This is a genomic window from Sulfitobacter sp. 1A12056 (assembly GCF_043558125.1).
GTDB lineage: Bacteria > Pseudomonadota > Alphaproteobacteria > Rhodobacterales > Rhodobacteraceae > Sulfitobacter > Sulfitobacter faviae.
This window is the reverse complement of record NZ_JBIFFY010000009.1, coordinates 20,921-47,787: the sequence shown is the minus strand read 5'-3', so window position 1 is coordinate 47,787 and position 26,867 is coordinate 20,921. Positions and strand designations below refer to the sequence as shown.

Sequence of the window (26,867 nt, the reverse complement as noted above, 5' to 3'; positions counted from 1 at the left end):
GTTAGGCTCCGTGGGTCTAAATGCCGAGGCAAAGCAGGGGGACGGCTGATGAACGTGGCAAGGCGCGGAAGCGGTGCAGGCGATAGGGCGGATGGCGCGGCGGGGCCTTTGGCGGCGGCGCGTATCCTGATCGTCGATGACCAGCGCTTTGACCGGATGCGGATCAAACGGCTCTGCGGCGGGCTGGACTTTCCTGTCTCTTTGACAGAGGCGGAGAGCCTCGCCGCCCTCGGCCAGCAGTTGGATGAGGGGGCGTTCGACCTGATCTTGCTGGACTACAACCTGCCCGACGGGGATGGCCTGCGCGGCTTGCAGATGATCCGTGCCCACCCGCGCAACGGTGGTGTGGCCACGGTGATGGTCACCGGGACGGAGCAGAGCGACGTCGCAATCGAAGCGCTGCGCGGCGGTTGTAGTGACTACATCGCCAAGGATGAACTCTCGCAAAGCACGCTCAGGCGTTCCGCCTTTCACGCGCTTCACAAGACCGCGCTGCAACTGGGCGTGGCCACGCAGGAGCAAAAACGGTCTGAGCTGCAAAGCGTTCTACGGCGGTTCACCGAGGAATGCGCGCAGGATATTAAGCCGATGGTGAATGAAAGCATGCGCGCGCTATGCGCCTTGGACAGGTCGAACCCCGCCGCCGTGGCGGAGGCGTTAGGAAAGGTTGATTACACTTTCTTGCGTCTGTGGGAGTTTGTTGAGGACCTTGCCAGCTATCAAGGCAGTGACCTTGCCGAAGGCGATCTTGCTGATCCGCCGAAACCCGCGCCGGGGCTGGGCGCGGGCTGGGGCGGGTGAGCGGGAGGCTTGCCGCGGCGAAGGCCGTGCAGATCGCTATGAAGAAGTTGCAGCGCCGCGATGGCTCTGATCAGTTGTGGTGCCCTCTATCCCCGGGCGCACTACGGAACCCTCGCCCGGCAGAACCCCGCATATCCCCCGGCCAGCACGCCATAGCCCTTGCAGGAGCGCCAAAATTCGCCTATACGCGCCTTGTCTAAGGGGCGGTTACAGCTTCGGACGCGATATAGCGGGCAGGGTCGGTACTAACCGGCCCTCTTTTGTTTGCGTTCGGCTGCGGGTCAACCGCTGTGCTATTATGTCGGAGCTTCTCTGACAAGATCGGCACGGTGCCACCACAACGACCAATTGCAACTCCAGACCGGCGGAGACAACCGCGCGGCCAGAAACATTTGATAAGGATACGAAAAGCTACATGACCAAAGCAATGGACGAATTCGAAGCGCTTCTTAACGAAAGCTTTGAAATGGACACGCCCCAAGAGGGCACAGTCGTCAAAGGCAAGGTGATCGCTGTCGAAGCGGGCCAAGCCATCATCGACGTCGGCTACAAAATGGAAGGCCGCGTTGAGCTGAAAGAATTTGCTGATCCCGGCGAATCCCCCAAAATCGAAGTTGGCGACGAAGTCGAAGTTTTCCTTCGCCAAGTCGAAAACGCGCGTGGCGAAGCCGTCATCAGCCGCGAAATGGCCCGCCGTGAGGAAGCCTGGGATCGTCTGGAAAAAGCCTATGCCGCAGAAGAGCGTGTCGAAGGCGCGATCTTTGGCCGTGTCAAAGGTGGCTTCACCGTCGACCTCGGCGGCGCAGTTGCGTTCCTGCCCGGTTCGCAGGTCGACGTGCGCCCCGTGCGCGACGCAGGCCCGCTCATGGGTCTCAAGCAGCCGTTCCAAATCCTCAAGATGGACCGCCGTCGTGGTAACATCGTTGTATCGCGCCGTGCGATCCTCGAAGAGTCCCGCGCCGAACAGCGTGCCGAAGTCATTGGCAACCTGACCGAAGGTCAGACCGTCGATGGTGTGGTCAAGAACATCACCGAATACGGTGCGTTTGTTGACCTTGGCGGTGTCGACGGCTTGCTGCACGTCACCGACATGGCATGGCGTCGCGTGAACCACCCGTCCGAGATCCTGTCGATCGGCGAGACCATCAAGGTTCAGGTCATCAAGATCAACAAAGAGACCCACCGCATCAGCCTCGGCATGAAGCAGCTGCAGGAAGATCCATGGGATTTGGTTGGCGCGAAATACCCGCTGGGTTCCGTGCACAGCGGCCGCGTTACCAACATCACCGATTACGGCGCATTTGTTGAGCTGGAGCCGGGCGTTGAAGGTCTGGTTCACGTGTCCGAGATGTCTTGGACCAAGAAGAACGTGCACCCCGGCAAGATCGTGTCCACCAGCCAAGAAGTCGAAGTCATGGTTCTGGAAATCGACAGCGCCAAGCGTCGTGTTTCCCTTGGTCTCAAGCAGACCATGCGCAACCCATGGGAAGTGTTCGCTGAAACACACCCCGAGGGCACCGAAGTCGAAGGCGAAGTCAAGAACATCACCGAATTCGGTCTGTTCGTTGGCCTGCCCGGCGACATCGACGGCATGGTTCACCTCTCCGACCTCAGCTGGGACCAGCGCGGCGAAGAAGCGATCCAAGACTACCGCAAAGGTGACGTGGTTCAGGCCGTTGTCTCCGAAGTCGACGTTGAGAAAGAGCGCATCTCGCTCTCGATCAAGAACGTTGGCGGTGACAAGTTCGCCGAAGCCGTGGGCGGCGTGAAGCGCGGCTCGATCGTGACCGTGACCGTGACCTCCATCGAAGATGGCGGCATCGAAGTCGAATACGAAGGCATGAAGAGCTTCATCCGTCGTTCCGACCTCAGCCGTGACCGTGCCGAACAGCGCCCCGAGCGTTTCTCGGTCGGTGACAAGGTCGACGTGCGCATCACCAACGTTGATGCGAAAGCACACCGTCTGGGCGTCTCCATCAAGGCGCGTGAAATCGCAGAAGAGAAAGAGGCGGTACAGCAGTACGGTTCCTCCGACTCCGGCGCGAGCTTGGGCGACATCCTTGGCGCGGCGCTGAAAGGCGACGACGAGTAAGCATATTCCACGTTGAATATGTAATCTTAGCGAAGGCCCCGCATGGCGATATGCGGGGCCTTTTGCTGTTCCGGGGGCGGGGTCGAATCGCGAAGCGGGTTTTGGCCCTTATACCCAATCCCTACGCGCCATGGCCTCCAGCGGCGGCAGGCGGCGGAAAAGGGCCGAAATAACAGGGGTTTCGCTGCGAAAAATCTATCGCGGCGCTGGTGGAACACCTTCCCGTGTGGGGCGTTATTTCCTATAGTCGGGTAAGACATCAATAAATTCTCGGGGGACGTGCCATGATCCGGTCGGAACTGATCCAGAAGATCGCTGACGACAATCCGCATCTTTATCAACGTGATGTTGAGCGGATCGTAAACACGGTCTTTGATGAGATCACGGGCGCCATGGCGCGTGGGGACCGGGTCGAATTGCGAGGCTTCGGTGCTTTTTCTGTCAAGAAACGCGATGCCCGTGTGGGGCGCAACCCGCGCACCGGTGAGACGGTGAATGTCGAAGAAAAGCATGTGCCCTTCTTCAAGACGGGCAAACTCTTGCGTGACCGGCTGAACGGGAAAAGCTGATGCGTTACATTCGTTATGCCTGCATCGCGCTTTTCGCGATTGCGCTGGTTTCCGTTGCTCTGGCGAACCGGAATATCGTGACACTTCAAGTGCTTCCGACCGAGATTTCAGGTTGGTTTGCCGTGAACCCCTCTATTGAACTGCCGCTCTTTGTCGTGATCCTTGGCGGGATCATCGCAGGGCTTTTGGTGGGCTTCGTTTGGGAATGGATCCGCGAACACGGCCACCGGGCCGAACTGGCGCGGCAAGCGCGTGAACGTCGTCGGTTGGAGCGGGAGGTGATCCGCCTCAAGGAAGAGAAGCATCAGGGCAAGGATGAGGTGCTGGCGCTGCTCGACGAAGCAGGCTAGACCCCACCCATGCCTGAGAACGTTAACGTAAAAATCTGCGGTCTGACCGACCCTGCCGATGTGCCCGCTGCCCTCTTGGCGGGCGCACGGACACTGGGATTTGTCTTTTTCGAAAAATCCCCGCGCCATCTGTCACTGGAGGCCGCGGCGCATATGACCGAGGCCGTGCCGGACGGCATTTGCAAAGTCGCGCTGACCGTCAATGCGGATGATGCGGCGCTGGATGCGCTGCTGGCCGCGGTGCCCTTTTTGGACATGCTACAGCTGCACGGCAGCGAAAGCCCGGCGCGGGTGGCCGAGGTCAAGGCGCGCTATGGGCTGCCGGTGATGAAGGCCATCGGCGTGGCGGATCGCGATGATCTGGCGCTGCTGAACGACTATGTCACCGTCGCGGATCAGCTTTTGGTCGATGCCAAGCCGCCCAAGGATGCGGTGCTGCCGGGCGGCAATGGGCTGGCCTTTGACTGGCGGCTGATCGCCGGGCGGCGCTGGCCGAAGCCTTGGATGCTCGCCGGGGGGCTGAACGCCGAGAATGTGGGGGAGGCGATTGCCCTCACCGGGGCGCGACAGGTTGATGTCTCTTCGGGTGTCGAGAGCGCGCCGGGGGTGAAGGATGCCGAGCGCATTCGCGCCTTCTGCGAAGCGGCGCTGAAGTAAGCTCTTTTAGTTCAAAGAAAAAGGGCCCGATGGCGATGTCCCGGGCCATTGTCGTTCTGGTGCCGTAAATGGCGATCAGATCGATTGATCGTAATCGCCCACGCCCGGCTCGGTGCGGATCACCGCATCGATATCGGCGAAGATCGCACGCATTTCAGCGTCAGATTCGGGGCTTTCACACACCACGACAAGGTTCGGCGTGTTGGAGGAGGCCCGCACGAGGCCCCAGCCGCCGTTGTCGAGCATGACGCGTGCGCCGTTGACGGTGATGACCTCGGCAATCGCGCGGCCGCCGATCTTGTCCCCGGCTTCGGCCTTGGCGGTGAGCTTCTCCACGATCCGGTCGAGGATGTCGTATTTCTCGGTGTCCGAGGCATAGGGCGACATGGTGGGCGTCGAATAGGTCTGGGGCAGGGCGCGGCGCAGGTCCGACATGGATTTGTCGGGGTTGCGGTCCATCAGCTTGCAGATTTCCACCGCAACGCGCATGCCGCAGTCATAGCCACGGCCAATCGGCTCGGCCAAGAAATAGTGGCCGGACTTTTCGAACCCCGCCAGCGCGCCCAGTTCTTTAACACGGCGTTTCATGTGGCTGTGGCCGGTTTTCCAATAGTCCGCCTTGGCCCCGTGTTTCTGCAACTCAGGGTCCGAGGCAAAGAGGCCGGTGGATTTCACATCCGCGACGAAGGTGCTGTTTGGGTGCAGTTTGGCCAGATCGCGGGCCATGATGACGCCCATCTTGTCGGCGAAGATCTCTTCGCCTTCGTCATCCACCACGCCGCAGCGGTCCCCGTCACCGTCGAAACCGAGCGCCAGATCAGCGCCGGAGGCGCGGACGCTGTCGGCCATGTCGTGCAGCATCTCCATGGCTTCGGGGTTTGGGTTGTAATGGGGGAAGGTGTAGTCGAGCGTGTTGTGGCTATCGACGACCTCGACCCCCAAGCGGCGGAACAATTCGGGCGCGAAGGCCGATGCGGTGCCATTGCCGGTGGCGCAGACGACCTTCAGTTTGCGGGTCATTTTGAAGTCACCGACGAGGTCATCCAGATAGGCTTCGCGCACGCCGTCGACGAACTCGTAAGCCCCGCCCGGACGCCGTTCGCCGCGGCCATTCAACACGATGTCGCGCAGCTCGGCCATCTCGTCCGGGCCGTGGGTGAGGGGGCGCTGAAAGCCCATTTTGACGCCGGTCCAGCCGTTCGGGTTGTGGCTCGCCGTGACCATGGCAACGGCAGGGGCATCGAGGTGGAACTGAGCGAAATAGGCCATGGGAGAAAGCGCCGGGCCGATATCCTTGACCGTGATCCCGGCCTGCATCAGCCCCAGCATCAGCGCGTTTTTGATCGAGAGCGAATAGTCGCGATAGTCATTGCCCACGGCGATGACAGGCTCAATCCCACGCGCATGCATCTGCGTGCCAAGCCCAAGGCCGAGGGCGGTGATGCCGGGCAGATTGATATCGTCGGGGTATTTCCAACGCGCGTCATATTCGCGAAAGCCCGTCGGGGTGATCATCGCATCGCGCAGGAATTCCCAAGTGTTCGGGGTCACGGTGGAGGCCGGTTTACTCACGTCAAATACTCGCTTTTTGGGATAAATTTAGAAAGTCAGCGGATGGCTTTTGGCCAGCGCGTCGAATTGCATCAACAGGTTGATCAGCCCCGGCATCTGGTCGAGGTAGATCATATTGGGCCCATCGCTGGGCGCGCGGTCTGGGTCTTCGTGGGTTTCCATGAAGATCGCGGCCACGCCAATCGCCGCCGCCGCGCGCGCCATGACGGGAGCAAACTCACGCTGGCCGCCCGAAGAGCCGCCCTTGCCGCCGGGCTGGGCGACGGAATGGGTCGCGTCCATCACCACCGGGTAGCCGGTTTGGGCCATCTGCGGCAGGCTGCGCATGTCGGCGACCAGCGTGTTGTAGCCGAAGGTGGTGCCGCGTTCGGTCAGCAGGATGTTGCGGTTCCCGGTGCTTTCGATCTTATCGACGATGTTCTGCATCTCCCAAGGGGCGAGGAACTGCCCCTTCTTCACATTAACCGCCTTTCCGGTCTCCCCGGCGGCGAGCAGCAGGTCGGTTTGGCGGCAGAGGAAGGCGGGGATTTGCAGCACGTCGACCACGTCACCGGCCTGTGCGCATTGCGCTTCATTATGCACATCCGTCAGCACCGGCACGTCATTGGCGCGGGCCACAGATTGCAGGACTTGCAGCCCCTTTTCGATGCCCAAACCGCGCTTGCCCGAGAGGGAGGTGCGGTTGGCCTTGTCATAGCTGCCCTTGAAGATGAACTGCGCGCCGGCGGCGTCACATGCCTCTTTCAACACCCCCGCGACCATCTGCGCGTGGTCTTCGCTCTCCAACTGGCAGGGGCCAGCGATCACGGTGAGGGGACGATCATTGCCGACGGTCAGATTGCCAATGCGCAGCTGGGTCATGAAGTTACCTGTTCTCTTAGAATGGACGCTGTCAGAGACAACATCAGGTAGATGCCTGCAAAGATAAGGAAAGCCAATATCGTGTTTTCGAACTTGCGAGGGTAGGTCGCCTCGTCCGGGGCCACGGGGTTGACCGCCACGGTGAGGTAGCGAACCTGCCGCCCGGCCTCGGTTCGGGCCTGTTCCATGGCGGTTTGCGCGCTTTGCAGCACCATGTCGGCAGAGGCCAGATCGGCCTGCGCAAGCTGTGCGGCGACGGCCTGTTGCGCCAGCGAGTTTTCGCCTTCGTTGGCGGCGGTCATCCGCTCGCGCAGTTTGGTGAGCTGCTCGCGTAGCCGTCGCACATCCCCGCGCGCGCCATCGACCTTGGCTTGGTTCGGGCGCTGGTTGTCGAGCAGGGCGGCGAGTTCGAGTTCCTTTTCGATCAACAGGGTCTCGTAATTGGTGATCTGCGTGCGGATCGAGGCGATCATCGCCTCAGGGTCGACGTTGTTGTCGACCTGCAGTTTGATCAGCGCCTCTTGCGCCGCCCGGCGGTTTTCCAATGCGGTTTCATAGCCCTCGAGCGCGTCGCGCATCCCGTCTTCGCGCTTTTGCTTGCTTAGGTCATTCACCCGCTCTTCGGCATAGGTGAGCAGACGTTTAGAGAATTCTTCCGAGACCTCGGGATCGGCGGCAATCACCTCCATCCGGATCACGCCTTCGGTCGGGTCGTAGCCGATTTTGACGTTCTTCTTGTAGGTCTTATAGGCTTCTTCGTTGCTGGGGTCTTCGGAAAGCCGTTGAATCGCGTCAATCTCAGGATCGGCGAAATGGGCGCGAAACCCAGCGTCTTCGTCGAGCCGCAGCATCGCGTCTTTCGATTGCAGATAGGCCTGCGTGGCGATGCTGTCGGCGCTATTGGCGAATTGGGTGGGCAGAAGCCCGCCAAAGGGGCTGGAGCCGCCGCCACCTTCGTTCTGAATGATCAGAAACTGGCTTTCGGTGGCATACATCGGTGTGGCGATTTTGTAGAAATAGTAACCCGCGGCGATGGTGGGCAGCATGACGAAAAAGGCCAGCCGGACCAGCAGCATGGCCGCTTTGCGGCGGCGGCGGCGGGTGATGTCACGCTGAATGTCCGAGATCTCGCGCTGGCGACGTTCGGCGGGGCTGACATCGGTCGAGGGCAGGCCGCGCGGGCCGCGGGGCGTGGTCTGGGGCAGTTGCACCTTCGGGTCGCCGGGCTGGCCGCGGGTGGCGGGCAGGCCGCTGTCCGCCGGATCACCCGCCTGCGGCACCACGAGTTCCAGCATGTTGGACCGCTGAAACGGGTCGATCCCCTTGGCCCGCAAAAGGCGCACCGCGTCGAAATCCGAGGTCGGCGCCAGCCCGTGTTTCTGCGCCACCCGCCGCGCCATGCGCAATTGGCGGCCTGTCAGCCCCTCGCGGCGGATCGCGTCGATGTCCTGCTCGGCCGAGACTTCATTGGGAGAAGACACCTCGCCCGAGCGGGCGCTTTCGGAATGGGGCGCTTTGCCGCTGCGGGCGGCATGTTCCAAGGCTTCCTTGCTGTGCGAGGGTTCCACCTCGGTCGCATCCGCGACGGCGCGCAGCTTGGCCTTGCGCGCAGCCTTTTCGGCATCGCTTTGGCCCGCCTGCGCCTTCTCGGCGCTGCTCGGCGCGGTGCTGCTGCCCGAGGGGGGCGGCGCCTTGCGGATGCGGAATTTTCTAGCCTTGGGTTTCGTAGTCATAGAGCTGTTTCGCTTCTTCCAAGGTGTCGAACATATGTAGCTTGCCGTCCAAAAGGACAGCGGCGGAGCGGGCAAATTTCTCAAGCGTATGGGCCTGATGCGAGACGATGATGATCGTCGTGGTCCGCAGCCGTTCTTTCAGAATATCACCCGCTTTGCGGTTGAATTCCACGTCTGTCGTGCCGGGCATGCCTTCGTCAATCAGATAGATATCAAAATCCAGCGCCAACATCAGCGCGAATGAGAAACGCGCCCGCATCCCGGCGGAATAGGTGCCGAGCGGCTGGTCGAAATATTCCCCCAGACCGCAGAGCCAGCGACAGAAACTTTCGACGTAATCAGGGTCAAGCCCGTAGAGCCGCGCGATATAGCGGGCGTTCTCCATGGCTGAGACTTTATTGACCACCCCGCCCATAAAACCCAATGGAAACGAGATGTTACAGCCGCGCCTGATCTCTCCTTCGTCGGGCTTTTCCAGCCCGGCCATCATGTTGATCAGGGTTGTTTTGCCGGTGCCGTTGGGGGCCAGAATGCCCAAGGAGTTGCCAAGCTCAACGCGAAAAGACACCCGGTCAAGAATGACCTTGTGCTGCGATCCCGTCCAAAAGGACTTGGACACATTTTCAAATTCCAGCATTCGCTGCTCCGGTTGGTGCTAAGCGGGCGTCGCGGCGCCTCTGGTATCAGAGGTATCTTATCCGTTTATTCACGGAATTTGACCACAATATGTCGAAACGCGGGCGTTCGCTGGGGCAGGGCGCCGTGCGGGGCTGTTTGGTGGCGGTAAAATCTGCTGCCCGCAGGACGGGTATCCTGCGGGCGAGGGGGCATAAGAGGAGGGCATATCGGCCCGCACCTGCACGGGGGTCAGTGTAGCGTATGAGTGCTCTCGGTCGGGGCCATCTCGCCGATGTAGCTGACGTTCATCAAGGCCGCTTGCGTGCGGTCACCGTCGATGTTTTGCACCGGGCCCACGGGCACGGCGCTCATCAGCCCAAGCCGTGTCATCCAGCGGCTGAAGGTGGCGGGCACGATGCCCAGAACATGGCTGGCGCCCATCGCATAGGCGGCACCGGCCATCTGGTTCATCAGCATACGTTGCACAGCAATGCGGCGTTGGGCAGGAACGGCGCTGGTGAGGAACAAGCGGGTGGCTTCCCAGATGTCGTCGCGCACAGGGGCTTTGAAGAACAGCACGTCCTGCGGAATGTCCGGCAGCATCCCCAGTTGCGCATCGCGCAGCATGTAGCTGTATTGCGCGCAGGTCGAGGTGGTAGGCATTAGGCGGACGCCGCCCATGACCTCCCCATATTCATGCAAAACGATCCAGCGTGCGCGGGGCGTGTCGTATTGGTCAAACTCCATCCCATCAACCTGAGGGAGATCCCATTGCTTGTCGTCGATGAAGATTCGGCGCCGCGCCCGGAGGAAATTAACGAATAATTCCCCGTGCTGATGCATGTTCAAAAATGACAAAGTTGTGGCACGCATATAGGGGTTGGCCCGGGCAAGGGCCTCGGGGCTATAGGGGTCGACCTCTGTCGATTTGCTGTTGAGCAGTTTTCGTGGGAAGCGGTTGTTCTTTACTTCCAGCGCCTTAGCGTCCTGTGGCGTCAGTTCGGGAAGAACATCCTGCCAAGATTTTCCACTGAAGCTCCGTCCTTGCAGACTCATGTTGGACCTCGAAAATTCGCTGTAAAAATACCTCTTATCAAGAGGCTAACCTCTAGTTGCATGAAATGGCCATACTTATGTCCCATTTCCGGGTGTAGAAAGGAAGATGATCGCGTCTAACATGTGCTTCGATGCCGAAATGCAACATGTTAAGAGCGTTTGTCGGCAGAATGCCGGCATTCGAGCAGCCGACCGAAGAAAACGAGAGCGATGTCGCAGGAAAAAGTAACATACGGCCCGATTCATACGCCGCATCTGGCAGACGCGACAAAGGTGCAGCAGATGCGGGACTACTCCCAAGTCGGCGTTAACCTGTTCTGGCAGCGGCAGATGATCTTTGCGGCGGCCATTTGCCTGTCCGCTTTCTACTACGATCTTTGGCTGTCGATCTCGACGGTGATCCTGATCGCGATTTCCGAGACATTTGACTATCTGCTTTTCCTGCGCATCACGCGTTGGCGCGGACGCAGCCCCCGTTTGGCGCGTTTGTTCATGAACCGCATCTATATTGGCACGGTGCTGAGCGCCGGGGTGATCAGCTATTTCGCCCTTGGGATCGCGCTTCAGCAGGGGGCGACAACGCATTTCCTGCCGCTCTTCTTCCTTTTCGCCGCGGCGCTCTTCGCCTCGATGAACAACCACCATATCCTGCCGGTGCTGATGCTGCGGCTTGCGATCTATGGCGCGACATTCCTCTTCATCCCGATCTGGGACATTGTGCGCACGGGGGCGAGCATCGAATCCGAGCTTTGGACCCAGTTGTTCACCGTGGTCTTCGTGCTCTATTTTATCGTCGATTGCTCTCGCATCTTCCTGAAGATGTACCGCACAAATCTGCGCCAGCTTGAAGAGCTGAAGGTCGAGCATGAGAAAACCAAGATCGCGTTCAAGGTGAAGACCGAATTCGTCTCGACCATCAGCCATGAGCTGCGCACGCCGATGACCTCGATCAAAGGGTCGCTCGATATGGCCTGCGCCGGCGTTTTGGGCGAAATGACCCCGCAGATGGAGAAAGTTCTAAAGATCGCGCAGCGCAATTCGGCGCGGCTGACGTCGATCATTAACGAGATTCTCGACCTGCAAAAGTTCGAGGCGGGCAAGATCAGCTTTGATATCGAACCGCTTGAGGTGCAGACGATCATTGAAGACGCGATTGAGTTGAACCAATCCTTTGCGGGCAACCTTGGCGTGACGCTGCGCTATGCCAAACCGTCGGAGCCTGCCGGGATCGCCACGGATGAAAAGCGCCTGCAACAGGTGATGTCCAACCTTCTGTCGAACGCGGCCAAATTCTCGCCCGCCGGGTCGACGGTCAAGGTCACCTCGGTCAACCGTGGCGACAAGGTGCGGATCAGCGTGATCGACGAGGGGATCGGCCTTGCCGAATCCGAGCGCGAGAAGGTCTTTGATGAATTCTCGCAAATCGATTCCTCGGACCAGCGGGCCGTCGGCGGCACCGGGCTGGGGATGAACATCTCGAAACGGATCATCGAAGCTTTGGGCGGGCAGATCGACTATTTCAAGAACGACGGCCCCGGCACGACCTTCTATATCGATATGCCCTTGGGCAATGGTACGGGGAAGGAATTGCCCCATGGGATGGCTGTCAAAGACATGGTGAATGGCGAGGGGCCGATTGGGGATGAACCCTCCGAAAAGCCAGATGGGGAGCGCGCGGCTGCGTAAGTCGCGAGCGCCTCGCTGCCCGTCCTGTCGGCGTGGTCGGCATCTGCCCTCGCCTCAGTAACAGTCGAAACAGAAAAGGGGGCGGCATTTCTACCGCCCCCGCATTCGGGTCGTCAGTTTGATGCGGTCACGCGACCAATTGCCAGATCACACCCGCAAAGATCGCCCCGACGAAGGCAAAGCCGATATAGGCGGCGAAGACATGCGGTTTGACCAGTGCCCAGACCGCGATGGCCGCCGGAATGCAGCTTACCCCGCCCGCCACGACAAAGGACATGGCCGCGCCTTGGGTCATCCCTTGCGCCAGCAGCGCGTCGATCAGGGGCACGGCGGCATAGCCATTCAGGTAGGCCGGTGCGCCCACGAATGCGCCCAGAATGATCGGCATGATCCCGGTGCCGCCCAAGACATTGGCGATCCATTCCGCGGGCACATAGGTCAGCATGAGGGCTTCGACCACATAGGCGAGGGTCAGCCATTTGACGAGGAACAGCGCATTGGTCAGTGCCGTGTCGGCAAAACTCGCGCGGCGCTCGGCCTCTTGCCAGAACTTCCAGACCGGCGCGCCGGAGAAGGGTTTGGCCGAAGAACAGCAGCTGCTTTTCGCGGGCTGGGGGCGCAGGGGGTCGTTGAAAATCGGCGTGCGGGACAGGGCCATGACGGTGAAGCCCCCCAACATGCCGACGCCGAGCGCCGCGATGGTTTTCGCCAGGGCAAAGTCGAAGCCGAGCGTGCCTGAGGTGATTGCAAACATCGCCGGGTCCATCAGCGGGGAGGCCAGCCAAAAGGCCATCACCGCGCCGAGCGGAGCGCCGACGGCCAGCAGCGCGGCAATGAATGGGATCACCTCGCAACTACAAAAGGGGGACAAGCCGCCAAGCGCCGCCGCCATCACCACCATTCGTGCCGGGTTGCCCTCGAACGCGCGGGCAAGCAGGCTCTCGGCTCCGCTGGCTTTGAGATAGGCCACGGCCAGCACCGCGAAGGCGATGAAGGGCGCGGTGTGCAAAAGCGCCTCGGACGCGAAGATGACCGTCGGCATGACCTGCGGCGGATCCAGCAGTGCGATCAGCGCCAAGAGCGCCAGCGTGATGCCCCAAGCGCCTTTCAGAAAGGCCAAGCGGTGCAGCGCGGGGAGGGTTTGTGTGGTATCAGTCATGGTTATGCTCCGTGCAGCCGTCGATTGCATCCGCGCAGCATTCGGTCAGCAAGAAATTCGCCAAGGCTTGAACTTCTTCATAGGCGACGGCGGCGCAGATGGTGCTGCGGCCTTGTTTTTCCTGTTTCACCAGACCGGCAGAGGCCAAGAGTTTCAGATGATGTGTCAGGGTCGAGCCGGTCACGCCGGTGCGTTCGCCCAGCGTGCCGATGTTCAGCCCCTCTGATCCGGCGCGCACCAGCGTGCGCAGCACCAGGAGGCGTTGTTCCGATCCAAGCGCCGCAAAGCTGCTGGCGGCGAGGGTGAGGGCGGGGGTTGCGGATTCTTGTTTCATGATTCTAGAAATATCGAAACGTCAGCGCGATGCAAGGTTTATTTCGATAATTCTCGAAGTGATGGCCCGCCGCCCTTTATCTTTTGGTCCTATCGCTTATCTCCTGCTCATGAAGGATATCCGAGATGATCTGGCGGCCTGCCGCCTTTGTGCCGAGCGTTTCGCCGTGACCGCCACCCAGCATCGCCCGCGGCCCATCGTCTGGTTCAAACCCGGCGCACGGCTGCTGATCGCCAGCCAAGCGCCCGGCAAGCGGGTGCATGAGGCGGGCAAGCCGTTCTGGGATGTGTCCGGCACCCGCCTGCGCGACTGGCTGGGGCTGGATGAGGCGACATTCTATGATCGCGACAGGGTCGCCATCGTGCCGATGGGCTTTTGCTTTCCGGGCTATGACGCCAAGGGCAGTGACCTGCCACCGCCGCGTATCTGTGCGCAGACTTGGCGCAAACCGGTGCTGGAGATGCTGCCCGATCTGCGGCTAACGGTGTTGATTGGGGCCTATGCGATGAAATATCACCTCCCCGGATTTCGCAATGTGACCGAGGCCGTGGCGGGCTGGCGGGATCATCCGCCGGGGGTCTTTGCCTTGCCTCATCCGTCGTGGCGCAATACCGGATGGTTGAACAAGAATCCCTGGTTCGCGGAAGAGGTCTTGCCCCGTCTGCGCGCCGCCGTGTCCGAGGTGATGAATGACCGACCGCCAAACTGACCCCAAGACCGAGCTGACCCCGCTCGACCAAGCCCATACTGCGATGACCTCCGCCCCCGACGACGACGCGGCGCGTCTGCGTTTTTACGAGCGTATCGCGGATGTCGAGCTGTTCATGCTGCTTGAGGATGAGCCGCAGGGCGATCAGATCAGCCCGGTGCTGCTTGATGATAGCTATGTCATGGTCTTCGACCGCGCGGCGCGGCTTTCGGCCCATGTGGGGGAGGCGTCTCCTTATGTGGCGCTCTCGGGGCGTGCGATTGCCGCGATGTTGGCGGGGCAGCCCTTGGGCATGGCGGTGAATATCGGTGTGGCCCCGTCCGAGATCCTGCTGCCTGCCGAGGCGATGGACTGGCTGCGCAGCACATTGGCCCATGCGCCGGGCGAGGTCGAGGCGGGGATCGACCGCGTTTTCCCGCCGCAGGGGTTGCCCGAGACGTTGATCGCCGCGATTGACGCGAAGCTTGCCACGGCCACGGGCATGGCGGCGGGGGCCTTCCTTGTCGGTGTCGAATACAGCGGCGGCGGGCGCGGGCATCTGCTGGCCTTCGTCGGTGCGATCCCCCGGGCGCAAGACGCGCTGGTGCGGGCGGCGTCCGAGGCGTTGACCTTTTCGGGGATCGAGGCGGGGGCGATGGATGTGGGCTTCTTCGGTCCCAATGACGCGGTGGTCGAGAAGCTGGCCCGCGTCGGCCTGCGCTTTGATCTGCCTCAGATGGAGCCTTTGCAGAACACGCCCCGGATGGCCCCCGGCAGCGATCCGGCGAAACCGCCGAAACTGCGCTGATCTTGACCTCAGGCAAAGAAAAAGGCGGGCAGGGCACTCAAGCCCGCCCGCCTTTTTCGTTTCATCGCGCCGGTCTTAGCGGCGGCGGTCGCGCCGCGCGCTCATTGGTTGGAAGGCGACGCCAACATGGGCTTCGCAATAGGGTTTGCCCTGTTGCACCGGCAAGCCGCAGAACCAGAAATCATCGGTCGCCGGGTCGCCCACAGGCCATTTGCAGGTGCGTTCGGTCAGTTCCATCAGGCCGATCTTCTTGGCCTTCTTCTCAACTTCGCTGACCTTGGCCAGCGCCTCTGGGCTGATCTCATTCGCCGACGGCTGCGGCGGCAGGGGTTGGCCTGCGGGGATGATCTGTTTGCGCGCGGGCAGGTTGGGCTTGGGCGCCGGGGCTGCGGCGGGCTCTTCGGCTTCGGGCGCGGGGGCGGCTTCGGCCTCCGGCTCGGGCGCGGCTTTGGCGGCGGGCTTTGCCTTGGCCTCGGCCTTGGGGGCTGCGGGCTTGGCCTTGGGCTCCGGCTTGGCAGTCGCCGCCGCCGCGGCGGCGGGCGCCCCGGCGGTGCGGTTCGACAGGCCCAGACGGTGCACCTTGCCGATCACGGCATTGCGCGTCACCCCACCCAGTTCCTTCGCGATCTGGCTGGCGGACTGGCCTTCGCCCCACATCTTTTTCAGTGTCTCTACGCGCTCATCAGTCCAGGACATACGGGGTTCCCCAGTTAAAAAGCGGCCCCCTAGCCCGGACCGCTTTGTCAGTGTATCGGCCCCCATTTTATCTTCTGGGGCCGCAGGTGCAAGCGCCGATGCCCTCTGGGCACGGGGCGCTGCGATTGGGGCTTTACGTGGGGGATGAAGGGCGGCTATGCAAGAGCCATGATCAAATCTGCCGCATATTCCATCCGACGACGCTTCGTCCGATAACATGGTGCCCCTTTGGGGCGGCGTGATGGCCTGATCTCGCAGCATGCGTGCTGCATCCTTTCAAAAACAAGCAAATCCCATTGACCCTGCGCCAGCCCCATGCCCTTTTACCGGCGTGACACGGCCCTCTTTCAAGGACAAACAGATGATCCCTTCCGTTCTGCCAACCTATAATCGCGCTCCTTTGACCTTCGTCAAAGGCGAAGGCACTTGGCTGATCGAGGCGGATGGGCGACGTTTTCTTGATCTGGGCGCGGGGATCGCGGTGAACGCGCTTGGCCATGCGCATCCGGCGCTGGTGAAGGCGCTGACCGATCAGGCGCAGGCGCTGTGGCATACGTCGAACCTCTACCACATTCCGCAGCAAGAGGCGCTGGCCGACCGGCTGGTGGCCGAGACCTTTGCCGACACCGCCTTCTTTTGCAATTCGGGGACCGAGGCCTGCGAATTGGCGGTGAAGATGGCGCGCAAGTATTTCTATGAGGCGGGCCAGCCCGAGCGGGTCGAGATCATCGCCTTCAACGGGGCCTTTCACGGCCGCTCTTCCGCCGGGATCGCGGCGGCGGGGTCTGAGAAGATGACCAAAGGCTTCGGCCCGCAACTGCCGGGTTTCGTGCATCTCGACCTCGGCGACAGCGCCGCACTTGAGGCTGCCATCACCGACAAGACCGCCGCCATCATGGTCGAGCCGGTACAGGGCGAAGGCGGTATCCGCGCCGTGCCGGATGCCGAGTTGCAACAGATGCGCGCGCTTTGCGACGCCCACGGGCTCTTGCTGATTTGCGATGAGGTGCAATGCGGCGTGGGCCGGACCGGGCGGCTTTTTGCCCATGAATGGGCAGGGGTAGCTCCCGACATCATGATGGTGGCCAAGGGCATCGGCGGGGGCTTCCCGCTGGGCGCCGTACTGGCCACGGAAAAGGCGGCCTCGGGCATGACGGCAGGCACCCATGGTTCAACCTATGGGGGCAACCCGCTGGGCTGTGCCGTGGGCTGCGCGGTGCTGGATGTGGTGGCCGACGCGGCCTTTCTGGCCGAGGTGAGCCGCAAGGCGGGGCTGCTGCGTCAGCGTCTCGAAGGGCTGGTGGCTGAGCATCCGGAGGTTTTTGAAGAGGTGCGCGGCGCGGGGCTGATGTTGGGGCTGAAATGCAAAGTGGCGAATGCCGATGTGGTCGCCTCGGGCTATGCTCATGAGCTGATCACCGTGCCCGCCGCCGACAATGTGATCCGCCTGCTGCCGCCGCTGACCATTTCCGACGATGAGATTGCCGAGGCGGTGACCCGCCTTGACGCTATCGCGCGTGACCTGACCCCGGCCTAAGCGCCATTCACCCCAAAACATTCCTCGGGCTTTCAAGGCCGTGGCCTTCGACCCCGCAAGACAGAGACGACAGATGAACCATTTCCTCGATATCCACCAAACCGACCCCGCCGATCTGCGGCAGATCATCGACAATGCCGCCGCCATGAAAGCCGCGCGCAATGGCCGCCCGCGCGGCGCGCCGGATGATGACCAGCCGTTGAAGGATCACATGGTCGCGCTGATTTTCGAGAAGCCCTCGACCCGGACACGTGTCTCCTTCGACGTGGGCGTGCGTCAGATGGGCGGGCAGACCATGGTGCTTTCGGGCGCCGATATGCAGCTTGGCCATGGTGAGACCATCGCCGACACCGCCCGCGTGCTGTCGCGCTACGTCGATATGATCATGATCCGCACTTTTGAGGAGCAGACCCTGCTGGAGATGGCGGAATATGCCACCGTTCCGGTGATCAACGGGCTGACCAACCGCACGCATCCCTGTCAGATCATGGCCGACATTCAGACCTTTGAGGAACACCGCGGCCCGATCAAAGGGCGCAAGGTGGTCTGGTCGGGCGATGGCAACAATGTCTTTGCAAGCTTCGCCCATGCGGCCAAGCAGTTCGACTTCGATCTTGTCTTCACCGGGCCGGAGCCGCTCGACCCCGAGCGCGCGCTCGACGGGCTTTATACCACCGAGCGCGACCCCCAGAAGGCCGTGGAGGGTGCCGATCTGGTGGTCACGGACACGTGGGTCAGCATGCATGATCCGCAATCGGCGCGGGAGCGGCGGCACAATCAGCTGCGCGGCTATCAGGTGAACGATGCGCTGATGGCGCTGGCCAAGCCCGACGCGCTCTTCATGCACTGCCTGCCTGCGCACCGCGATGACGAGGCGACAAGCTCGGTCATGGACGGGCCGCATTCGGTGATCTTTGACGAGGCCGAAAACCGTCTGCATGCACAGAAAGCCGTCATGCGCTGGTGTCTGGGCGCATGAGCGACGGCCCCCGCATCGTTGTTGCGGGCGCGGGGGCGGTGGGCTGCTTTGTCGGCGGGCTGCTGGCCAGTGCGGGGCATGCTGTGACCCTGCTGGCGCGGCCCCGCATTCAAGCCGAAATCCGCACCCATGGGCTGACCCTGACGGATTTCGGCGGCATGGCGCGCTACCTGTCGGCCGATGATCTGAGTCTTGCGGGCGATGAGACCTGTCTGCGCGATGCGGATATCGTGTTGGTCACGGTCAAGTCGCGCGACACCGAAGACATGGCCCGTCTGATCGCCCGCCACAGCGCGCCCGGCGTGCAGGTCATCAGCCTGCAAAACGGCATGGGCAATCGCGCGGTTCTGGCGCAGCACCTGCCGCAGCATGACCTGCGCGCGGGGCTGGTGCCGTTCAATGTCGTGGCCATGGGGCAGGGTTGCTACCACAGGGCAAGTTCGGGCGATCTGGTGATCGAGGGTGGCCCCGCCGATCTGGCCGCGCGGTTGTCGCTGCCGGATCTGAAGGTTGTGGAGCACGCCGATATCACCGCCTTGCAATGGGGCAAGTTTCTGATGAACCTCAATAACGCGCTGAATGCGCTGAGCGGCCTGCCGTTGCAGGCCCAGTTGCAGGATCGCGCATGGCGCCGTCTGATGGCTGATCAATGGGCCGAGGCGCTGGCGGTCCTGCGCGCAGGCAAGATCCGCCCCGCCATGACCACACCGATCCCGGCGCGACTGGTCCCGATGCTCTTGCGCCTGCCGACGCCGATATTCACCCGCGTCGCTGCAGCCATGTTGCAGATCGACCCGCAGGCGCGGACCTCCATGGCGCAAGACCTTGCCGCCCGCCGCCCGACCGAGATCGACGCGCTTCAGGGCGAGGTGCAGCGCCGCGCAAGGGCGCTTGGCCGGGCGACGCCGGTGACGGATATGGTGCTGCGGGTGATGGGCTGGGCAGAGCTTGCAGGCGAAGGGTTGCCGCATTTGCCGGTCGCCGCGCTGCGGGCCGAAATGGCGGCAGGGCAGGACCGGCAAGAAGGGTAAGGCGCGCCCGCGCCTGACCTAGTTCACAAAGGCGTTGAGCACCCAAAAGACGATGCCAGAGAGCAGCGCCGCAGCAGGCACGGTGATCACCCAAGCCGCAACGATGGTCATGAAATGCGAGCGGCGTACGAGCTTGCGGCGGCGGCGTTCTTCCTTGGCGATGCGCTTGACCTCACCGCTCTTGGCTCCGATCCGGCGCAGGCGCCGTTCCATGTGCCATTCACGGTAAAAGCCCACGCCAAAGACCCCGCCCACGGCGATATGGGTCGAAGACACGGGCAGGCCCAGCCAGCTTGCCACGATTACGGTGATGGCGGCTGAGAGTGCTACGCAATAGGCGCGCATCGGGTTCAGCTTGGTGATCTGGCTGCCGACCATGCGGATCAGTTTCGGCCCGAATAGGAACAGACCGAAGGAGATGCCGAAGGCCCCGATGATCATCACCCATGTGGGGATGCTCACCTTATCCTCGAAACCGCCGAACTCAGTCGCATGGACGATCGCCGCCAGCGGGCCGACCGCATTGGCCACGTCATTGGCCCCATGGGCAAAGCTGAGCAGCGCGGCGGAGAGGACCAGCGGCAGGCCAAAGAGCGTTTTGACTGAGCGGTTGCGGTTCTCCATCCCTTCCGAGGCGCGGCGGATCAGCGGGGCGGAGATGGCATAGACCACCAGCCCCGTCACCAGCCCAATGATCAGGGCGACCGGCATGTCGATGCTGATGATCTTTTTCAGCCCCTTGAGCGCCAGATAGGCGGCAAAGACCCCGGCCATCAGCCCCACCAGCACCGGCACCCAGGTGCGCGAAGCGGCGATCTTGTCGTCTTGGTAGAGGATGCGCGCCTTGATGAAGGCCAAGAACATCGCCGCCACCGCACCGCCCAGCACGGGCGAGATCACCCAGCTTGCGGCGATCATGCTCATTGAACTCCAGTTGACCGCGCCAAGGCCCGCAGCCGCGATGCCCGCGCCCATGACCCCGCCGACGACCGAATGGGTGGTCGAGACCGGCGCGCCGACCCATGTGGCAAGGTTGACCCAGAGCGCGGAGGAGACCAGCGCCGCCATCATCGCCCAGATGAAGATGCGCGTGTCCGCGACACTCGCCGGGTCGATGATGCCCTTGGAAATGGTCGAGACGACATCGCCCCCCGCCAGCAAGGCCCCGGCGGATTCGCACAAGGCCGCGATGACGATGGCGCCGCCCATGGTCAGCGCATTGGCGCCCACGGCGGGGCCCATGTTGTTGGCCACGTCATTCGCGCCGATGTTCACCGCCATATAGGCGCCAAAGACCGCCGCGGCGATCACGACAAAGCTGGAGGGCTGTTGCCCGAAGATTACCGCCGCAACGGCACCTGCCACCACGATAAAGGCCAGCGCGATGCCCGGCGCCACAAGGGGGCGGGCGACATAGGTCGCGGCCAGTTCGACTTGCGAAATACGGTTGAGGTCCTTGTCCAGTGTCTTCCACTGGCTGCCCTGCGGTTCCGTTGCCATTCCTGTATGATCTCCGATCCTAACGTTCAGCGGGGGGTGACATAAGGCTACCGAGGGCGCAAGTCACCCTGTCACAAAATTGTAACATCCCGAAACGGGCAGGGGCGGCAATGGGGCAGGGGGGAAATGGCACCGGACAGCGGCCCGGCGCCGAAGGGGCTTAATGGAAGGCAGATAAGATTGCTTTAAGATCAGGCTCATCCACGAGTTCCGATGCCTCTTGCGGGGTGAACCACGCGCGTTTGCGCATGCCCGCTTCGGGGTATTCCTCGCTCAGATCGCGGACGCGGGTGAGGTAGACCTGTGTGGTCACGGGCACGGTCAGGCCTTCGCCGAGACCCTTGTCATAGTCGAAAATACCCATTGGATCGGATTCGATATCCGCTTTGGTCACCCCGGCCTCTTCCCATGCTTCCTGCAAGGCGGCTCCGGCACCGTCCAACCCGTCGATCGGCCAGCCCTTGGGCAAAATCCAGCGGCCCGTGTCGCGGCTGGTGATCAGCAGGACCTTTTTGCCCGCCTCGGTGTCGCGGTAGCACAGGGCGGCAACCTGCACACGGCGGGGACGTTTGAAAATAGGAAGGACCATATCCTCCCATGCGCGTCTAAATACTTGTGTCATTACAGAACTATGCCTCGGTCGGGTGTTTTTCTTGTTATCCTCACATTATATAGTCTTCCCGAACGCAAATCAAACTGCGGCCTGCCGGATAGGCGGGCTAGGCAGTATGACAGGCTAGAAATGAGGCATGATCGTTATGGCAACTGGCACGCAGGCGGACGGGGGCGCGGCACGGGGCGCGGGCGCCGATATCGGGGTATACGGTCTGGGCACCATGGGCTCGGCACTGGCGCTGAACTTGGCCGACAGTGGCTTTACCGTCGCCGTCAGCAACCGAGAGACCGACTGGATCGCGCCGTTCCTTGACGAGGCCGGGCCGCTGGCCGAGCGCCTGATCGGGACCGCGCAGTTGGAGGATTTCGTCGCCGCCATTGCCCGCCCGCGCAGCATTCTTTTCATGATCCCCTCCGGCGCGCCGGTCGATGCGATGATCGAGGCCATCAAACCGCTGCTGGACGAGGGCGACACTTTGATCGACGGCGGCAACGCCGATTTCCACGATACCCGCCGCCGCAGTGCCGAACTCGAAGGCACGGGGCTGCATCTCGTCGGCATGGGCGTGTCGGGTGGCGAGGCCGGGGCGCGCAATGGCCCGTCGATGATGGTCGGCGGCAACGCGCATTCCTGGACCCAGTTCAAACCGATGGCCGAGAAGATTGCCGCGCAATTCGAGGGCACGCCTTGCGTGGCGCATCTCGGCCCCGACGGGGCGGGGCATTTTGTCAAAACGGTGCATAACGGCATCGAATATGCCGACATGCAGATGATCGCCGAAGTCTACGGCCTGCTGCGCGATGCGGGCGGGCAGGGCGCGGTGGAAATTGGCAATCTCTTTGCCGACTGGCGTAAGGGACCGCTGAACTCCTATCTGATCGAAGTCTCGGCCGCGGCGCTCTTGTCGGTCGACACCCAGACCGGGACGCCGATGGTCGATGTGATCCGCGATCAGGCTGGGCAAAAGGGCACCGGGCGCTGGACCTTGATCGAAGCGCTCAAGATGGGGCAATCGGCCAATACCATCGAAGCCGCCGTCGGCGCGCGCGGTTGGTCGAGCGAGAAGTCTGTGCGCGAAATGGCCGAGCCGCTGTTGTCCGAAGGCGTGCAGGACGCGCCGCTGCCCGAAGAGGCGGATCTTGAGATGGCGCTTTTGGCGGGACGGATCATCGGCCACGCGCAGGGCTTTCGCATCCTTTCCGCCGCGTCGGAGGAGTTTGGCTGGTCTCTCGACATGGCGCGGATCTCCGAGATTTGGCGGGCAGGCTGCATCATCCGCTCGGCGCTGCTGGACGAGTTTGCCGATGCCTTCCGGGGCGAATTGCCCGGTGGGCATCTGATTCTCGCCCCCGCCATGCGCAAACGCTTGGAAGGGAGCATTCCGGCGCTGCGCCGGGTGGTGGCAGCGGGTGCATTGCTCGGTGTCGCGCTGCCCGCGCTGTCGGCGGCGCTGGCGTGGTATGACAGCATGCGCCGGGCGCGGGGCACGGCGAATATGATCCAAGCGCAGCGCGATTTCTTTGGTGCGCATGGGTTTGAGCGGATCAGCGAAGAGGGGAAATTCCACGGGACGTGGACGCCTCTGCCGTAAGAGGGCTTATAGGTCCGCAAACAAGCTGAAGACGCCGGACCATCGCCTGCCCGCCCGGTCGGGGAGGCGATTTCGCCAGGGGCGGTGTCCTCTGGGTAACGCGCCCCTAGGCTGCACGATAAAGTGGCATGAACCGACTGAAGCATCGCCATCCCGCGGGCAGGCGATGGTCCGCGTCACGCCTTAGCGAACGGGTCCACCGGATAGCTCACATGCGCCAAGTATAACCCCTGCGGCGGGCAAACCGGCCCGCAGGCAGCCCGATCCTTCGCCGCAAGTGCTGCACCCATATCCGCCACGCTCCAAGACCCCGCGCCGACCCGCTCCAGCGAACCGACGAAACTGCGCACTTGATTGTGCAGGAAGGATCGCGCGCGCACGTCGAAATGATACTCCGTCCCGGCCATGGTCTCGACCTGCGAAACCTGTAACCGGTCCAGCGTTTTCACCGGGCTTTCCGCCTGACAAACGGTCGAGCGGAAGGTGGTGAAATCATGCTTGCCCACCAAAAGATCCGCCGCCGCCTGCATCACCTCGACATCCAGCCGATGTTTGATCTGCCAGACCAGCCCTGCCTGATGCACCGCCGGGGCGCGGCGGCTGAGGATGCGGAAGTGATAGCGCCGTTCAAGCGCCGAGAAACGGGCGTGGAAATCATCGGGCGCCAGTACGCAATCGGTGATTGCGATGGGCTGCGGCTTGAGGTGATAGTTCAGCGCCTCGCCCAGCCGAAAGGGCGACCAATCGCGGGCCATGTCGCAATGGGCGACCTGCGCCAGCCCATGCACACCGGTATCGGTGCGCCCGGCGGCAGCGATGGTGTGCGCGCCGGGTTCCAGCTTGGCCAAAGCGGCCTCGATCGAACCTTGCACCGTGGGCTGGTCAACCTGACGCTGCCACCCGTTGAAGGGCGCGCCGTGGTATTCGATTTTCAGGGCATATCTAGGCATGACCGGGGCCTTAGCGCGGGCGGGCGCTTCTGGCAATCCCTGCCTGCCGGCCCTATGTTGAGGCCAAAGAAAGAAGGACGGGCGCAGCTTTGGGTATCACAGGCATTGCCGACGGGATTTGGCGGCAGTTCGAGAATGTCACCGACACGGTGGGCGAGACGTTTTTCGAGCCGGTGATCCGGCTCGGCGTCACAGGGCTTGCGCGGTCGGGCAAGACGGTTTTCATCACTTCGCTGGTCGCCAACCTGCTGGACCGGGGGCGGATGCCGGGGCTGCTCGCGGCCTCTGAGGGGCGGATTGAGGCGGCGTTTCTGCAGCCCCAGCCCGACGATACCGTGCCCCGGTTCGAGTATGAGACCCACCTCGCCGCGCTGACCGGAAAGACGCCCCATTGGCCCGAAAGCACGCGGGCGATTTCGGAACTGCGGCTCTCGCTCAAGGTGCGGCCCAATGGGTTGCTGGCAGGTCTGCAAGGGTCGCGCACCTTGCATCTGGATATCGTGGATTACCCCGGCGAATGGCTGCTGGATCTGGCGCTGATGGATGTCACCTATGCCGAATGGTCGGCGCAAGTCATTGAACGCATCGCGTCGCGTGAAGAGGCGGCGGGCTACCGCGCGCTGGCCGAGCAGACCGACCCCCATGCCGAGTTGGAGGAAACCACCGCCCGCAGGCTTGCCGACAGTTTTGCCGATTATCTGCAAACCGCCCGCGCCAATGGCTATTCCGACTGCACGCCGGGGCGCTTCCTGCTGCCCGGTGACCTTGCAGGCTCACCGGTGCTGACCTTCGCGCCGCTGCCGGGCTCGGAAGGCGCGCCGCGCAAATCGCTGATCCGCGAAATGGCGCGGCGGTTCGAGGCCTATAAGAAACAGGTGGTGCAGCCCTTCTTCCGCGATCACTTTTCGCGGATCGACCGGCAAGTGGTGCTGGTTGACGCGCTTGGCGCGATCCACCAAGGGCCGCAGGCGGTCGAAGACCTGCGCGGCGCCATGGCCGATATTCTGGGCGCGTTCCGGCCGGGAACGAACAACTTTCTGACCACCCTCCTGCGGGGCAAACGGGTCGAGAAAATCCTCTTTGCCGCGACCAAGGCCGACCATCTGCACCACAGCCAGCATCCCCGACTGAGCGGTATCATGCAGGCGCTGATCCGCGAGGCGCGGGATCGGGCGCAATATGCGGGGGCGGGCACGCGGGCCATGGCCATCGCCAGCCTGCGCGCCACGACCGAAGACGTGATGACCCATGGGGGAGAGCCGCTCGACGTGGTGCGCGGCACCCTTTTGAACGAGGATGAGACGCGCGGGCGGCAGGCGGCATTCTACCCCGGTGAACTGCCCGAAGATCCGGCGCATCTGCTGACCCCCGCGCGGCAGGGCGCGCAGGAATGGCTGGGGGCGGATTATCAGATCATGCGCTTTGCCCCTGCGGTGTTGGACCTGCGCCCCGGCGATGGGCCGCCGCATATCCGGCTCGACCGTGCGGCGGAATTCCTGATTGGGGACCGGCTGTGAGTGCGGTTGTGACAGGCCCCGCCACCCTGCGCCCGGCACAGCCCCTCGACGCAGGCGCCGTGGGCGGCATTATGAGCGATTTCGCCCGCGACACCGCTTGGTTGCCGCGCATTCATACCGGTGCCGAGGATATCGCCCATGCCGATGCGATGATCGCCCGGGGCTGGGTCATAGTGGCCGAGCGGGAGGGCCGCGTCGCCGGTTTTGCGGCTTGTGAGGGCGGCGCATTGGATGCGCTATTTGTGGCGCAATCGGCGCGGGGGCAGGGCATCGGCTCGGCCCTTCTGGGCGCGTTAAAGACACGGCATAAGTCGCTGACCTGCTGGACCTTTCAGGCCAATGCCCGGGCCATCGCATTCTACCGCCAACACGGGTTTGCCGAGACCGCGCGCAGCGATGGCAGCGCCAATGACGAAGGGCTGCCCGATTTGACATTGCACTGGCAAAGGGAGGCCGCCTGATGGCCCGCGGACCGATCCTGTTCCACCTTGAAGAAGACACCAAGCCGCAGCCCTCGGTCGCCGATGCGCCCGCCGTGCCCGAGTTGGACGTCGAGGCTCCGCCGCCCAAGGGCCAAGCGATGCAGATCGCGGCCCGGCTCGCGGCGCGCAAACCCTCGCGCCTGGTGCGGTTGTTCTGGGCGCTGGCAGGGGCATTGGTCACGGCGCTGGTGTCGATCGCGGCTTGGACCTTCGTCACCGATCTCATGGCACGCTACCCGATGCTCGGTTGGGCGATGACGCTGCTGATCGGGGCGTTTTTGCTGGTCCTTCTGCTGCTGTCGCTGCGCGAAATGGCGGCTTTCGGGCGGCTGGCGCGGCTTGACGGGCTGCGCCATGATGCGGGCGAGGCGCTGGCGCAGGGGGATTTGACCGCCGCGCGCAGCGTCACGGACCGGCTTGAGGCGCTATACAAACACCGCGAGGATACCCGCTGGGGCCGCGATCGGCTGACGGAACTGCGCGGCGATCAATTCGATGCCGAAGCGCTTCTGGGGCTGGCCGAGAGCGAGGTTCTGGCCCCGCTGGACCGTGCCGCCACTCGTGAGGTCGAAGCCGCGGCCCGGCAGGTCGCCGCCGTGACCGCGCTGGTGCCCTTGGCGCTGGCCGATGTCGCCGCGGCCCTTAGCAGCAACCTGCGCATGATCCGACGCATCGCCGAAATCTACGGCGGGCGCTCGGGCTTTTTCGGCTCATGGCGGCTGACCCGCGCGGTGCTGTCGCATCTGGTGGCGACGGGCGCCGTGGCCGTGGGGGATGATCTGATCGAGCCGCTCTTGGGCGGGTCCATCGTCGCCAAGCTGAGCCGCCGTTTCGGCGAGGGGCTGGTGAACGGGGCGCTGACCGCCCGCGTTGGCGTGGCCGCGATCGAGGTTTGCCGCCCGCTGCCCTTTGCCCGCGAAAAACGCCCCGGCGTGCGGGGCATCATCAAACGCGCGCTGACCGGGGTGCTCGGCGAGGGCTGAC

At 62.9% G+C, this 26,867-nt stretch carries 25 protein-coding genes and 1 pseudogene; 15 read left to right on the top strand and 11 right to left on the bottom strand.

Translation table 11 applies throughout. The annotated features are described in order from the left end of the window. The first annotated feature begins 48 nt into the window (after positions 1-48). The 5 genes and pseudogenes from ACGYLD_RS15260 to ACGYLD_RS15240 all read left to right on the top strand — a co-directional run bounded on the left by ACGYLD_RS15260 (position 49) and on the right by ACGYLD_RS15240 (position 4,469). Positions 49-801 carry a response regulator gene (locus ACGYLD_RS15260; RefSeq protein ID WP_271691854.1) on the top strand — a complete coding sequence of 251 codons (753 nt, stop codon included), beginning with the start codon at positions 49-51 and terminating at the stop codon, positions 799-801. A gap of 397 nt (positions 802-1,198) precedes the next feature. Then, a pseudogene (gene rpsA, locus ACGYLD_RS15255) lies at positions 1,199-2,893 on the top strand (30S ribosomal protein S1); the annotation flags it as partial. A 284-nt stretch (positions 2,894-3,177) separates the two neighbouring features. Next, complete coding sequence (gene ihfB / locus ACGYLD_RS15250) at positions 3,178-3,462, top strand: integration host factor subunit beta (RefSeq protein WP_067261426.1); 285 nt, start codon at positions 3,178-3,180, stop codon at positions 3,460-3,462. Beyond that, the gene (locus ACGYLD_RS15245; protein WP_271691852.1) at positions 3,462-3,812 is read left to right on the top strand and encodes a lipopolysaccharide assembly protein LapA domain-containing protein; all 351 of its coding nucleotides are present in this window, start codon (positions 3,462-3,464) and stop codon (positions 3,810-3,812) included. The genes ihfB and ACGYLD_RS15245 overlap by 1 nt, the downstream gene beginning before the upstream one ends. Positions 3,813-3,821: 9 nt before the next feature. Then, on the top strand, positions 3,822-4,469 hold the full coding sequence (locus tag ACGYLD_RS15240; protein ID WP_271691849.1) for a phosphoribosylanthranilate isomerase: 648 nt from the start codon (positions 3,822-3,824) through the stop codon (positions 4,467-4,469). Between the two features lie 75 nt (positions 4,470-4,544). On the opposite strand, the gene ACGYLD_RS15235 is transcribed toward ACGYLD_RS15240, so the two are convergent. The 5 genes from ACGYLD_RS15235 to ACGYLD_RS15215 all read right to left on the bottom strand — a co-directional run bounded on the left by ACGYLD_RS15235 (position 4,545) and on the right by ACGYLD_RS15215 (position 10,309). Continuing rightward, a complete protein-coding gene (locus ACGYLD_RS15235; protein ID WP_271691848.1) occupies positions 4,545-6,041 on the bottom strand; it encodes a phosphomannomutase/phosphoglucomutase in 1,497 nt (498 codons plus the stop codon). A 27-nt stretch (positions 6,042-6,068) separates the two neighbouring features. Continuing rightward, positions 6,069-6,902, bottom strand: coding sequence for a 3-deoxy-8-phosphooctulonate synthase (gene kdsA, locus ACGYLD_RS15230; RefSeq protein WP_271691846.1), 834 nt, complete (start codon positions 6,900-6,902; stop codon positions 6,069-6,071). After that, a complete protein-coding gene (locus ACGYLD_RS15225) occupies positions 6,899-8,635 on the bottom strand; it encodes a capsule biosynthesis protein (protein ID WP_271691844.1) in 1,737 nt (578 codons plus the stop codon). Before ACGYLD_RS15225 ends, kdsA begins: the two co-directional genes overlap by 4 nt. After that, entirely contained in the window at positions 8,613-9,272 is a 660-nt protein-coding gene (locus ACGYLD_RS15220) for an ABC transporter ATP-binding protein (RefSeq protein WP_067261436.1), read from the bottom strand. Before ACGYLD_RS15220 ends, ACGYLD_RS15225 begins: the two co-directional genes overlap by 23 nt. Before the next feature lie 230 nt (positions 9,273-9,502). Next, positions 9,503-10,309 carry an acyl-homoserine-lactone synthase gene (locus ACGYLD_RS15215; RefSeq protein ID WP_394403090.1) on the bottom strand — a complete coding sequence of 269 codons (807 nt, stop codon included), beginning with the start codon at positions 10,307-10,309 and terminating at the stop codon, positions 9,503-9,505. A 210-nt stretch (positions 10,310-10,519) separates the two neighbouring features. Here ACGYLD_RS15215 and ACGYLD_RS15210 point away from each other — a divergent pair, with 210 nt between their 5' ends. Beyond that, the gene (locus ACGYLD_RS15210; RefSeq protein WP_394403088.1) at positions 10,520-11,995 is read left to right on the top strand and encodes a sensor histidine kinase; all 1,476 of its coding nucleotides are present in this window, start codon (positions 10,520-10,522) and stop codon (positions 11,993-11,995) included. Positions 11,996-12,122: 127 nt separating this feature from the next. Here ACGYLD_RS15210 and ACGYLD_RS15205 read toward each other — a convergent pair whose 3' ends face one another. Together ACGYLD_RS15205 and ACGYLD_RS15200 are read right to left on the bottom strand one after the other, a co-directional pair. Further along, complete coding sequence (locus ACGYLD_RS15205; RefSeq protein ID WP_394403086.1) at positions 12,123-13,154, bottom strand: permease; 1,032 nt, start codon at positions 13,152-13,154, stop codon at positions 12,123-12,125. Next, positions 13,147-13,488 (bottom strand): helix-turn-helix transcriptional regulator, encoded by a 342-nt coding sequence (locus tag ACGYLD_RS15200; RefSeq protein ID WP_271691840.1) that lies wholly within the window; start codon positions 13,486-13,488, stop codon positions 13,147-13,149. The genes ACGYLD_RS15205 and ACGYLD_RS15200 overlap by 8 nt, the downstream gene beginning before the upstream one ends. A 109-nt stretch (positions 13,489-13,597) precedes the next feature. Between ACGYLD_RS15200 and ACGYLD_RS15195 the strand changes: the two genes are divergently transcribed. Continuing rightward, positions 13,598-14,197: a uracil-DNA glycosylase family protein gene (locus tag ACGYLD_RS15195; protein ID WP_271691839.1), complete on the top strand. Its 600-nt coding sequence runs from the start codon at positions 13,598-13,600 to the stop codon at positions 14,195-14,197. After that, positions 14,178-14,984: an SseB family protein gene (locus ACGYLD_RS15190; protein WP_271691838.1), complete on the top strand. Its 807-nt coding sequence runs from the start codon at positions 14,178-14,180 to the stop codon at positions 14,982-14,984. Before ACGYLD_RS15195 ends, ACGYLD_RS15190 begins: the two co-directional genes overlap by 20 nt. 75 nt (positions 14,985-15,059) lie before the next feature. On the opposite strand, the gene ACGYLD_RS15185 is transcribed toward ACGYLD_RS15190, so the two are convergent. Continuing rightward, on the bottom strand, positions 15,060-15,680 hold the full coding sequence (locus ACGYLD_RS15185) for a GcrA family cell cycle regulator (protein ID WP_067261447.1): 621 nt from the start codon (positions 15,678-15,680) through the stop codon (positions 15,060-15,062). Between the two features lie 361 nt (positions 15,681-16,041). On the opposite strand from ACGYLD_RS15185, the gene ACGYLD_RS15180 reads away from it, so the two are divergent. The 3 genes from ACGYLD_RS15180 (at position 16,042) to ACGYLD_RS15170 (ending at position 19,227) form a co-directional block, all read left to right on the top strand. Continuing rightward, complete coding sequence (locus tag ACGYLD_RS15180) at positions 16,042-17,217, top strand: aspartate aminotransferase family protein (protein ID WP_271691837.1); 1,176 nt, start codon at positions 16,042-16,044, stop codon at positions 17,215-17,217. A gap of 73 nt (positions 17,218-17,290) precedes the next feature. Beyond that, entirely contained in the window at positions 17,291-18,196 is a 906-nt protein-coding gene (gene argF, locus ACGYLD_RS15175; RefSeq protein ID WP_271691836.1) for an ornithine carbamoyltransferase, read from the top strand. Beyond that, positions 18,193-19,227: a 2-dehydropantoate 2-reductase gene (locus ACGYLD_RS15170; RefSeq protein ID WP_271691835.1), complete on the top strand. Its 1,035-nt coding sequence runs from the start codon at positions 18,193-18,195 to the stop codon at positions 19,225-19,227. Before argF ends, ACGYLD_RS15170 begins: the two co-directional genes overlap by 4 nt. An 18-nt stretch (positions 19,228-19,245) precedes the next feature. On the opposite strand, the gene ACGYLD_RS15165 is transcribed toward ACGYLD_RS15170, so the two are convergent. After that, a complete protein-coding gene (locus ACGYLD_RS15165) occupies positions 19,246-20,727 on the bottom strand; it encodes an inorganic phosphate transporter (protein WP_271691834.1) in 1,482 nt (493 codons plus the stop codon). 160 nt (positions 20,728-20,887) lie between these two features. Next, entirely contained in the window at positions 20,888-21,316 is a 429-nt protein-coding gene (locus ACGYLD_RS15160; RefSeq protein ID WP_231886276.1) for an NUDIX hydrolase, read from the bottom strand. Between the two features lie 169 nt (positions 21,317-21,485). Here ACGYLD_RS15160 and gndA point away from each other — a divergent pair, with 169 nt between their 5' ends. Next, complete coding sequence (gene gndA, locus ACGYLD_RS15155) at positions 21,486-22,934, top strand: NADP-dependent phosphogluconate dehydrogenase (protein ID WP_394403165.1); 1,449 nt, start codon at positions 21,486-21,488, stop codon at positions 22,932-22,934. A gap of 176 nt (positions 22,935-23,110) precedes the next feature. Here gndA and truA read toward each other — a convergent pair whose 3' ends face one another. Further along, positions 23,111-23,884 (bottom strand): tRNA pseudouridine(38-40) synthase TruA, encoded by a 774-nt coding sequence (gene truA / locus ACGYLD_RS15150; RefSeq protein ID WP_394403082.1) that lies wholly within the window; start codon positions 23,882-23,884, stop codon positions 23,111-23,113. Positions 23,885-23,973: 89 nt separating this feature from the next. On the opposite strand from truA, the gene ACGYLD_RS15145 reads away from it, so the two are divergent. Genes ACGYLD_RS15145 through ACGYLD_RS15135 form a run of 3 tightly spaced genes read left to right on the top strand, consistent with a single transcriptional unit; the run spans position 23,974 to position 26,866 of the window. After that, on the top strand, positions 23,974-25,401 hold the full coding sequence (locus tag ACGYLD_RS15145) for a YcjX family protein (protein ID WP_394403080.1): 1,428 nt from the start codon (positions 23,974-23,976) through the stop codon (positions 25,399-25,401). Continuing rightward, positions 25,398-25,862 (top strand): GNAT family N-acetyltransferase, encoded by a 465-nt coding sequence (locus tag ACGYLD_RS15140; protein ID WP_394403078.1) that lies wholly within the window; start codon positions 25,398-25,400, stop codon positions 25,860-25,862. The genes ACGYLD_RS15145 and ACGYLD_RS15140 overlap by 4 nt, the downstream gene beginning before the upstream one ends. Continuing rightward, positions 25,862-26,866: a YcjF family protein gene (locus ACGYLD_RS15135; RefSeq protein WP_394403076.1), complete on the top strand. Its 1,005-nt coding sequence runs from the start codon at positions 25,862-25,864 to the stop codon at positions 26,864-26,866. Before ACGYLD_RS15140 ends, ACGYLD_RS15135 begins: the two co-directional genes overlap by 1 nt. The last annotated feature ends 1 nt before the right edge of the window (position 26,867 follow it).

What these genes read in the sequence shown, in the direction of transcription:
- gndA (WP_394403165.1), top strand. Translation starts at nt 21,486, where the DNA reads ATGGCAACTGGCACGCAGGCGGACGGGGGCGCGGCACGGGGCGCGGGC.
- ACGYLD_RS15215 (WP_394403090.1), bottom strand. Translation starts at nt 10,309, where the DNA reads ATGAGTCTGCAAGGACGGAGCTTCAGTGGAAAATCTTGGCAGGATGTT.
- ACGYLD_RS15200 (WP_271691840.1), bottom strand. Translation starts at nt 13,488, where the DNA reads ATGAAACAAGAATCCGCAACCCCCGCCCTCACCCTCGCCGCCAGCAGC.
- argF (WP_271691836.1), top strand. Translation starts at nt 17,291, where the DNA reads ATGAACCATTTCCTCGATATCCACCAAACCGACCCCGCCGATCTGCGG.
- ACGYLD_RS15240 (WP_271691849.1), top strand. Translation starts at nt 3,822, where the DNA reads ATGCCTGAGAACGTTAACGTAAAAATCTGCGGTCTGACCGACCCTGCC.
- ACGYLD_RS15260 (WP_271691854.1), top strand. Translation starts at nt 49, where the DNA reads ATGAACGTGGCAAGGCGCGGAAGCGGTGCAGGCGATAGGGCGGATGGC.
- kdsA (WP_271691846.1), bottom strand. Translation starts at nt 6,902, where the DNA reads ATGACCCAGCTGCGCATTGGCAATCTGACCGTCGGCAATGATCGTCCC.
- ACGYLD_RS15195 (WP_271691839.1), top strand. Translation starts at nt 13,598, where the DNA reads ATGAAGGATATCCGAGATGATCTGGCGGCCTGCCGCCTTTGTGCCGAG.
- ACGYLD_RS15210 (WP_394403088.1), top strand. Translation starts at nt 10,520, where the DNA reads ATGTCGCAGGAAAAAGTAACATACGGCCCGATTCATACGCCGCATCTG.
- ACGYLD_RS15180 (WP_271691837.1), top strand. Translation starts at nt 16,042, where the DNA reads ATGATCCCTTCCGTTCTGCCAACCTATAATCGCGCTCCTTTGACCTTC.
- ACGYLD_RS15220 (WP_067261436.1), bottom strand. Translation starts at nt 9,272, where the DNA reads ATGCTGGAATTTGAAAATGTGTCCAAGTCCTTTTGGACGGGATCGCAG.
- ACGYLD_RS15160 (WP_231886276.1), bottom strand. Translation starts at nt 21,316, where the DNA reads ATGGTCCTTCCTATTTTCAAACGTCCCCGCCGTGTGCAGGTTGCCGCC.
- ACGYLD_RS15225 (WP_271691844.1), bottom strand. Translation starts at nt 8,635, where the DNA reads ATGACTACGAAACCCAAGGCTAGAAAATTCCGCATCCGCAAGGCGCCG.
- ACGYLD_RS15205 (WP_394403086.1), bottom strand. Translation starts at nt 13,154, where the DNA reads ATGACTGATACCACACAAACCCTCCCCGCGCTGCACCGCTTGGCCTTT.
- ACGYLD_RS15190 (WP_271691838.1), top strand. Translation starts at nt 14,178, where the DNA reads ATGACCGACCGCCAAACTGACCCCAAGACCGAGCTGACCCCGCTCGAC.
- ihfB (WP_067261426.1), top strand. Translation starts at nt 3,178, where the DNA reads ATGATCCGGTCGGAACTGATCCAGAAGATCGCTGACGACAATCCGCAT.
- ACGYLD_RS15245 (WP_271691852.1), top strand. Translation starts at nt 3,462, where the DNA reads ATGCGTTACATTCGTTATGCCTGCATCGCGCTTTTCGCGATTGCGCTG.
- ACGYLD_RS15135 (WP_394403076.1), top strand. Translation starts at nt 25,862, where the DNA reads ATGGCCCGCGGACCGATCCTGTTCCACCTTGAAGAAGACACCAAGCCG.
- ACGYLD_RS15185 (WP_067261447.1), bottom strand. Translation starts at nt 15,680, where the DNA reads ATGTCCTGGACTGATGAGCGCGTAGAGACACTGAAAAAGATGTGGGGC.
- ACGYLD_RS15170 (WP_271691835.1), top strand. Translation starts at nt 18,193, where the DNA reads ATGAGCGACGGCCCCCGCATCGTTGTTGCGGGCGCGGGGGCGGTGGGC.
- truA (WP_394403082.1), bottom strand. Translation starts at nt 23,884, where the DNA reads ATGCCTAGATATGCCCTGAAAATCGAATACCACGGCGCGCCCTTCAAC.
- ACGYLD_RS15165 (WP_271691834.1), bottom strand. Translation starts at nt 20,727, where the DNA reads ATGGCAACGGAACCGCAGGGCAGCCAGTGGAAGACACTGGACAAGGAC.